This window comes from Streptomyces sp. H27-H5, from assembly GCF_026627505.1.
Classification (GTDB): Bacteria; Actinomycetota; Actinomycetes; order Streptomycetales; family Streptomycetaceae; genus Streptomyces.
This window is the reverse complement of sequence record NZ_JAPNLK010000196.1, coordinates 1-6,032: the sequence shown is the minus strand read 5'-3', so window position 1 is coordinate 6,032 and position 6,032 is coordinate 1. Positions and strand designations below refer to the sequence as shown.

Annotated in this window: 6 protein-coding genes and 1 pseudogene; 4 read left to right on the top strand and 3 right to left on the bottom strand. The window is 73.6% G+C overall.

What is annotated here, in order from left to right:
* Positions 1-120: 120 nt before the first annotated feature.
* Positions 121-519, bottom strand: coding sequence for an MmcQ/YjbR family DNA-binding protein (locus OTB19_RS41215; protein ID WP_420717020.1), 399 nt, complete (start codon positions 517-519; stop codon positions 121-123).
* A 115-nt stretch (positions 520-634) separates the two neighbouring features.
* Here OTB19_RS41215 and OTB19_RS41210 point away from each other — a divergent pair, with 115 nt between their 5' ends.
* Positions 635-1,834, top strand: a complete 1,200-nt coding sequence (locus OTB19_RS41210; protein ID WP_267803992.1) for a saccharopine dehydrogenase family protein — start codon at positions 635-637, stop codon at positions 1,832-1,834.
* Between the two features lie 109 nt (positions 1,835-1,943).
* Here OTB19_RS41210 and OTB19_RS41205 read toward each other — a convergent pair whose 3' ends face one another.
* Positions 1,944-2,627, bottom strand: coding sequence for an endonuclease V (locus OTB19_RS41205; protein ID WP_267803991.1), 684 nt, complete (start codon positions 2,625-2,627; stop codon positions 1,944-1,946).
* A gap of 26 nt (positions 2,628-2,653) precedes the next feature.
* Between OTB19_RS41205 and OTB19_RS41200 the strand changes: the two genes are divergently transcribed.
* Positions 2,654-2,953, top strand: coding sequence for a YciI family protein (locus OTB19_RS41200; RefSeq protein WP_267803990.1), 300 nt, complete (start codon positions 2,654-2,656; stop codon positions 2,951-2,953).
* A gap of 62 nt (positions 2,954-3,015) precedes the next feature.
* A pseudogene (locus OTB19_RS41195) lies at positions 3,016-3,675 on the top strand (O-methyltransferase); the annotation flags it as partial.
* 99 nt (positions 3,676-3,774) lie between these two features.
* On the opposite strand, the gene OTB19_RS41190 reads toward OTB19_RS41195, so the two are convergent.
* A complete protein-coding gene (locus OTB19_RS41190) occupies positions 3,775-4,926 on the bottom strand; it encodes a WD40/YVTN/BNR-like repeat-containing protein (RefSeq protein WP_420717021.1) in 1,152 nt (383 codons plus the stop codon).
* Between the two features lie 449 nt (positions 4,927-5,375).
* Here OTB19_RS41190 and OTB19_RS41185 point away from each other — a divergent pair, with 449 nt between their 5' ends.
* Positions 5,376-5,792, top strand: coding sequence for an SsgA family sporulation/cell division regulator (locus OTB19_RS41185; RefSeq protein ID WP_267803989.1), 417 nt, complete (start codon positions 5,376-5,378; stop codon positions 5,790-5,792).
* Positions 5,793-6,032 lie beyond the last annotated feature (240 nt).

Here is a 6,032-nt window from a genome sequence, read left to right as displayed (position 1 = left end):
CACCTCCGACCTGGACGATCTCCTGGCCAGGCTCGACCAGCACACCGCCGATCACCCAGAAGAATCCTCCGCCGCCAAGGCCGCGTGATCAACCCCCGAAGGACTTACGACGCAGACCACTTAGCCATCTGCCTCGATTCGCGCGTCCAGCTCCTTCACGTGCCGCTTGAGGGCCACCGTGCGGTAGCTCTCCTCCACCCACTCGCACAGCACCTCCACCGAGGGCGCACCCTTCTCCCCCAGCGGCACGGACACCCACCCCGACCGGCCCAGGCCGTACCCGGTCGGCTCCGCCCCGGGAGCGGTCATGGCGTGCCCGTGGAGCGCCTCGTCCTTCAGTTTCACGGAGATGCCCGGCGGCCCGTCCGTGTTGCCCAGGAAGACGAAGATCTTCTTGTGGACCTTCATCACGGCGTCCTCGGGCCCCCAGGGGAACTCCTCGACGACCTCCGGCAACCCGAGGGCGAACCCCCGCACCGCCTCCCACTTGCGCACCGCAGCCTTCACCGACACCTCCACTCACCGCAGGCGGCCCCGGTACCCGCGCGATGCGCGCCCGGCGCGTACCTGCCCGTACGGACAGCCGTCCCTCACGCTAGCCTCAGCCACCGACACCAGCTGCGAGGAGCGGTCCATGAACGAGCGGGTTCGGCACCACGATCCGGAACGGGCTTACGACGTCGTGCTTTTCGGGGCCACCGGGTTCGTCGGGGCACTCACCGCCGAGTATCTGGCGGCGAACGCCCCGGCCGACTGCCGGTGGGCCCTGGCGGGGCGGGACCTCGGCAAACTGGAGCGGCTGCGCGAGCGCCTCGCCGCCCTCGATCCGGCCTGCGCGGCCCTGCCGCTGATCCGCGCCGACTCCGGCGACCCCGACACCCTGCGGGAGTTGGCGTCCTCCGCCCGGGTACTGGCCAGCACCGTCGGGCCGTACGTCTGGTACGGGGCGGAGCTGGTCGCGGCGTGCGCCGAGGCGGGCACCGACTACGTCGACCTCACCGGCGAACCGGAGTTCGTCGACCGGATGTACGTCGAGCACGACGCGCGGGCCCGCGAGACGGGCGCCCGGCTGGTGCACGCGTGCGGCTTCGACTCCATTCCGGCCGACCTCGGCGCGTACTTCACGGTGGGCCGGCTGCCGGCCGGGGTGCCGCTGCGCGTGGACGGGTTCATGCGCTCCAACGCCATGCTGTCCGGCGGCACCCTGGCCTCCGCGCTCACCGCCATGAGCCGGGGCCCGCAGACCCTGGCCGCGGCCCGCGAGCGGCGCCTGCACGAACCGCGGCGGCCCGAGCGGCGGGTACGGGGCACGGGCGGCCACCCGCACTACAGCCGCGAGACCGGCACCTGGGCGCTGCCCCTGCCGACCCTGGACGTGGCGATCGTGGCCCGGTCGGCGGCCGCGCTGGAACGGTACGGGCCCGACTTCCGCTACCGGCACCACGCCTCGGTCAAGCACCTGCCCGTCGCGGTGGGCGGCTCGGTCGCGGTGGGCGCGACGGCGGCCCTGGCCCAGGTCCCGGCGGCCCGACGCTGGCTGATGAGCCGCTGGGAACCGGGCCGCGGCCCCGACGCCGAACGACGCGCCCGCAGCTGGTTCACGGTGCGCTTCGTCGGTACGGGCGGGGGCCGCCGGGTGTTCACGGAGGTCTCGGGCGGCGACCCCGGCTACGGGGAGACGGCGAAGATGCTCGCGGAGTCCGCGCTCTGCCTGGCCCACGACGCCCTCCCGGACACCTCCGGCCAGCTCACCACGGCGGTGGCCATGGGCGACGCGCTCCTGGACCGGCTCCAGAAGGCGGGCATCCGCTTCCGGGTGGCGGCCGAGGACTGAGAGAACCGGGGCTTCGGGGCCCGTGCGCCGGGTCCCGTGCTTCGGGAAGCGGCCGGAGCGCCGGGCTCGGGGCGGGGAGTCGATCCGGGCGGCCCGGCCGTCGGGCCGCCTACTCCGCGACGGCCTCGCGCAGGGCGCGCCGGCACAGGGAGTCGGCGCGCCGGGTCGTCTCCGGAATCCGGTAGCGGGGGCCCAGCGCGAGCGTGTGCGCGCAGGCGTTGTCCAGCGAGACCCGGTGCCCCACCGACACGTACACCGGCTTGATCCCGTCCTGCGTGCGCAGCGCCCGGCCGACGACGGCCCCGTCGGGCGCGAGCAGCGGGGAGGCGTCGCCGCGGCGGGCGCCCGGTTCCTCGTACGTGAAGGTGAACGGGTTCTTCGCGACTCCGATGCTGGGCAGCCCGGTGACCACCCCGAGGTGGCAGGCGAGGCCGAAGCCGCGCGGGTGGGCCAGCCCGTAGCCGTCGCAGACGACCAGTCCCGGGGTGGCGGTCAGGGATTCCAAAGCGGCCAGCACGGTCGGCAGTTCACGGAACGCCAGCAGGCCCGGCACGTAGGGGAAGCTGACGTGGCCCACGGCCGTGGCTTCCTCGACCACGTCCAGGGTGGCGGCGTCCAGGACCACGGCAGCGGCCGCCACGAGGTCGCGCTCGTCGTCGTAGGCGACGTCCACGCCCGCGATGAGCCCGGTCCCGACCGGCGGCCCCACCTCGTCCAGCACCACGCCCTTGCGCAGTTCGTCCTGTATCGCCCGGGCCTCGGCCTCGTCGGCGGGGGTCTTCGCACTCGTCATGATGGTCCGAGAGTAGCCTGGCGATCATGTTCGTCATGGAGCTCACCTACACCGCGCCCGTCGAATCCGTCGAAGAGGAGATGGACGCGCACATCGCCTGGCTGGACGGCCACTACGCCTCCGGCGTCTTCCTCGCCTCGGGCCGCAAGGTCCCGCGCGACGGCGGGATCATCCTGGCCGGCGGGGTCTCCCGCGCGGAGATCGAGACGATCGCCGCCGAGGACCCCTTCACGGTGGCGGGCGTGTGCGCCTACCGGATCACCGAGTTCATCGCCACCAAGACCTCGGCGGACCTCACGACGGTCCGCGAGAACCCGGCGACCTAGGTCGCCTCCGCGTCCACCCCGCAGTAAGTTTCCTTTAGGAACTCACTACGGGGGGAAGACCCGTGCCTCAGCAGACGTGGACCGCGGTCGACGACTGCTTCGACGGCCTCCTGGTCGAGGAGGACGCGGCGCTCACCGCCGCCACCGCCGACAGCCTGGCGGCCGGCCTGCCCGCGCACCAGGTGGCCCCCAACCAGGGCAAGGTGCTCCACCTCCTCGCCCGCATCCGCGGCGCCCGCACCATCCTGGAGATCGGCACGCTCGGCGGCTACAGCACCAGCTGGCTCGCCCGCGCCCTCCCGGAGGGCGGCCGGCTGGTCACCCTGGAGGCCGACGAGCGGTGCGCGGACGTCTCCACCGCCAACATCGCCCGCGCGGGCCTCGCCGACGTCGTCGACATCCGCCGGGGCAGGGCCGCCGACCTGCTCCCCGGGCTCGCCGACGGCGAACCGTTCGACCTGGTGTTCATCGACGCCGACAAACCGTCCAACCCCGTGTACCTGGAGTGGGCGCTCAAGCTGACCCGGCCCGGCAGCGTCATCATCGGCGACAACGTCGTCCGGGACGGAGCCGTCGTCGACGGCGACAGCACGGACCCCCGGGTCCAGGGCGTCCGACGGCTCACCGAACTCATCGCCGAGCACCCGAGGCTGAGCGCCACCGCCCTGCAGACGGTGGGCTCCAAGGGCTACGACGGCTTCGTCATGGCTCTCGTCGCGTCCTTATCACCGCGCCCCCCGGGGCGGCGCACCCGGGCGGCGCCGGCCCGGGCCGGACTTCGGGGCGGCCGGGGCCGCACGCCAGGCGCACCCCGAAGGGCGTCAGCGCCGTTCCAGTCGCGCCACCCGTCCCTTCTCGCCCGACGCCCAGCAGCCGCCGTCCGCCGCGCAGTCGACCGTGTCGTACGAGCCCTCCTCCAGCGGCCGCCAGGTGCGGCCCCCGTCGAGCGTCACGTCCGTACCCGTCGGGCCCACCGCCAGCGCCGCCGTGCGGAGGTACGGGTGCCAGGTCACGCCCGACCGGTAGGCGGGCGGCGGGGTGGTCGACGGACGCCAGGTGCGGCCCCCGTCGACGGACACGGCCGCGGCCCTCGGCGAGGCCTCGCCCGTGCGGTAGTCGCCGCCGACCGCGAGTCCCGTCGTACGGTCGCGGAAGGCCAGGGCGAAGACCCCGCGGGCCGGGTCGCCGGCCGGTACGGGGGATTCCGTGACCCGCCAGGTGCGCCCGCGGTCCGCCGAGTGCAGGACGCGGGCGACCGTGCTCCCGCCCGTGGCCAGCCAGACGTCGCGCGACCCGGCGGTGACCAGGCACTGGCCGCTCGCCGCGAAACCGGCCTCCCCGGGCAGCGCCGCCGGCATCCCGGCGTCCGGCAGCACGCGCCAGTTCCGGCCGCCGTCCTCCGTGGACAGGACGCGGAACTTCCCGTCCACCGGGTCGCTCACGGCCAGTCCGTGGCGGGAGTCGAAGAAGGTGAGGCAGTCGTAGAAGGCGCGCGGGTCGAGGTTGCGGAAGGTCTCGGTCCAGGTCGCCCCGCCGTCCTCGGTCCGCAGCACCCGGGACGCCTCGCCCTCACCGATGGACAGGGCCACCGCCCGCCGCGCGTCGAAGGCCTCGATGTCGCGCAGTTCCAGCCCCTCGGCAACCGCCCCGGGTGGCGAGACGTCCCGCCAGGCGCGTCCGCCGTCCACGGTCCGCAGGATCGTTCCCTTGGAACCGGCCAACCAGGCCGTGGAACGGTTGACGGCCGCCAGCCCGCGGAAGCGGACCGCGTCCTTGCCGGTCGCCTTCAACGACCAGCCCACGCCGCGCGGATCCCGTAAGTCCGCGGCCGAGGCCACCTCCGGCGAAGCCGGGGAACCCGACGACGTCGCAGGCACCGGCGGCGCCGCCGACTGCGACGGCCCCACCGCCTCGACCGTCGCCGCCGGCGCCGGTGCGGCCGCGACACCCACCAGAAGAACTGCCGCGCACATGCCAATTCCCAGAAGTCTCATGGCGCCGGAAGCTAACGCACCCCCGATTCTCCGTCCAGGGTGCGTCCGACCGATCGCCCCGGGTGCGGCTGGACGGCCGGCCACCCCGACTCCGGCCGGACCTTCTGCGTACGCGACCGTCCGGGGCCGCGCCGAGCGCCCGCTCGCGGCTGCTTGGGCCTACTTGAGCCTGCATGCGCCTGCTTGCGCCTGCGGAGTGAGCGGGAACCGGCCTTACTGCGAGCGCCTCGGCGGCCTCGGAGCCGGCCGGGTTCCTTGCCCCACAACCGCCGTCCGGTCACCCTGTGCGATCACACAGGTGTCATCAAGCCAATCGGTGACGCAGCTCACGCAATCCGGCGTGCACGGAACCGCCGTTTCAGGCGTCTACCCCGTTGCCGGGAGCCACCCCACAACCCGGCGACAGATCCGCCGCAAGGGAGCGAGCCTTGATCACTGTCATCGAGCAGGCCGTGCAGGCCCGACTGGTCGCCACGGCACCGAAGGTGGAGTCCGTGCCCGTCACGCTCTGCTACGACCGGTCGGATCCCTTCGCCGTCCGCATGGCCTTTCCCGCCCCGGCCACCCTGGAAGGCATCGAGATCTCCTGGACGTTCGCGCGCGAGCTGCTGGAGTGCGGGCTGCAACGCCCGGCCGGCCACGGCGACGTGCGCGTGCGCCCGTACGACGCCGAGCGCACCACGGTCGAGTTCCACGCACCCGAGGGAGTGGCGATCGTCCTGATGACCACGGCCGACCTCCAGCGGTTCCTGGAGCGGGCCTCCACGGTCGTCCCGCCGGGCCTGGAGCACCTCTACCTCGACGTGGACCACAGCCTGGCGGAGCTCATGCGGGGCTCCCGCTGAAGCGCTGAACCCGGCCGGTACGCAGCCACATCGCGGCCTCACCGCCGCCCCCACTCCGACCCGCGCTCCGGCCCCGATCGGCCGGTGGCGCGTAAATCGTTTGCGGACGGCTCCGACCCTGATGGTTAATTCGTGTGGCTGAGGGTGCTGGTGGGAGCGGGTGGGCAGGTTGTTCCTGTGTCGGTAGGGTCCGGCCGGGGAGGGGCTTGTTGTGTCGATGTCGCCGCGGTCGTGGCCGGA

Coding starts and splice junctions, on each gene's coding strand:
- OTB19_RS41200 (WP_267803990.1), top strand. CDS start 2,654: ATGTTCGTCATGGAGCTCACCTACACCGCGCCCGTCGAATCCGTCGAA.
- OTB19_RS41205 (WP_267803991.1), bottom strand. CDS start 2,627: ATGACGAGTGCGAAGACCCCCGCCGACGAGGCCGAGGCCCGGGCGATA.
- OTB19_RS41190 (WP_420717021.1), bottom strand. CDS start 4,926: ATGTGCGCGGCAGTTCTTCTGGTGGGTGTCGCGGCCGCACCGGCGCCG.
- OTB19_RS41210 (WP_267803992.1), top strand. CDS start 635: ATGAACGAGCGGGTTCGGCACCACGATCCGGAACGGGCTTACGACGTC.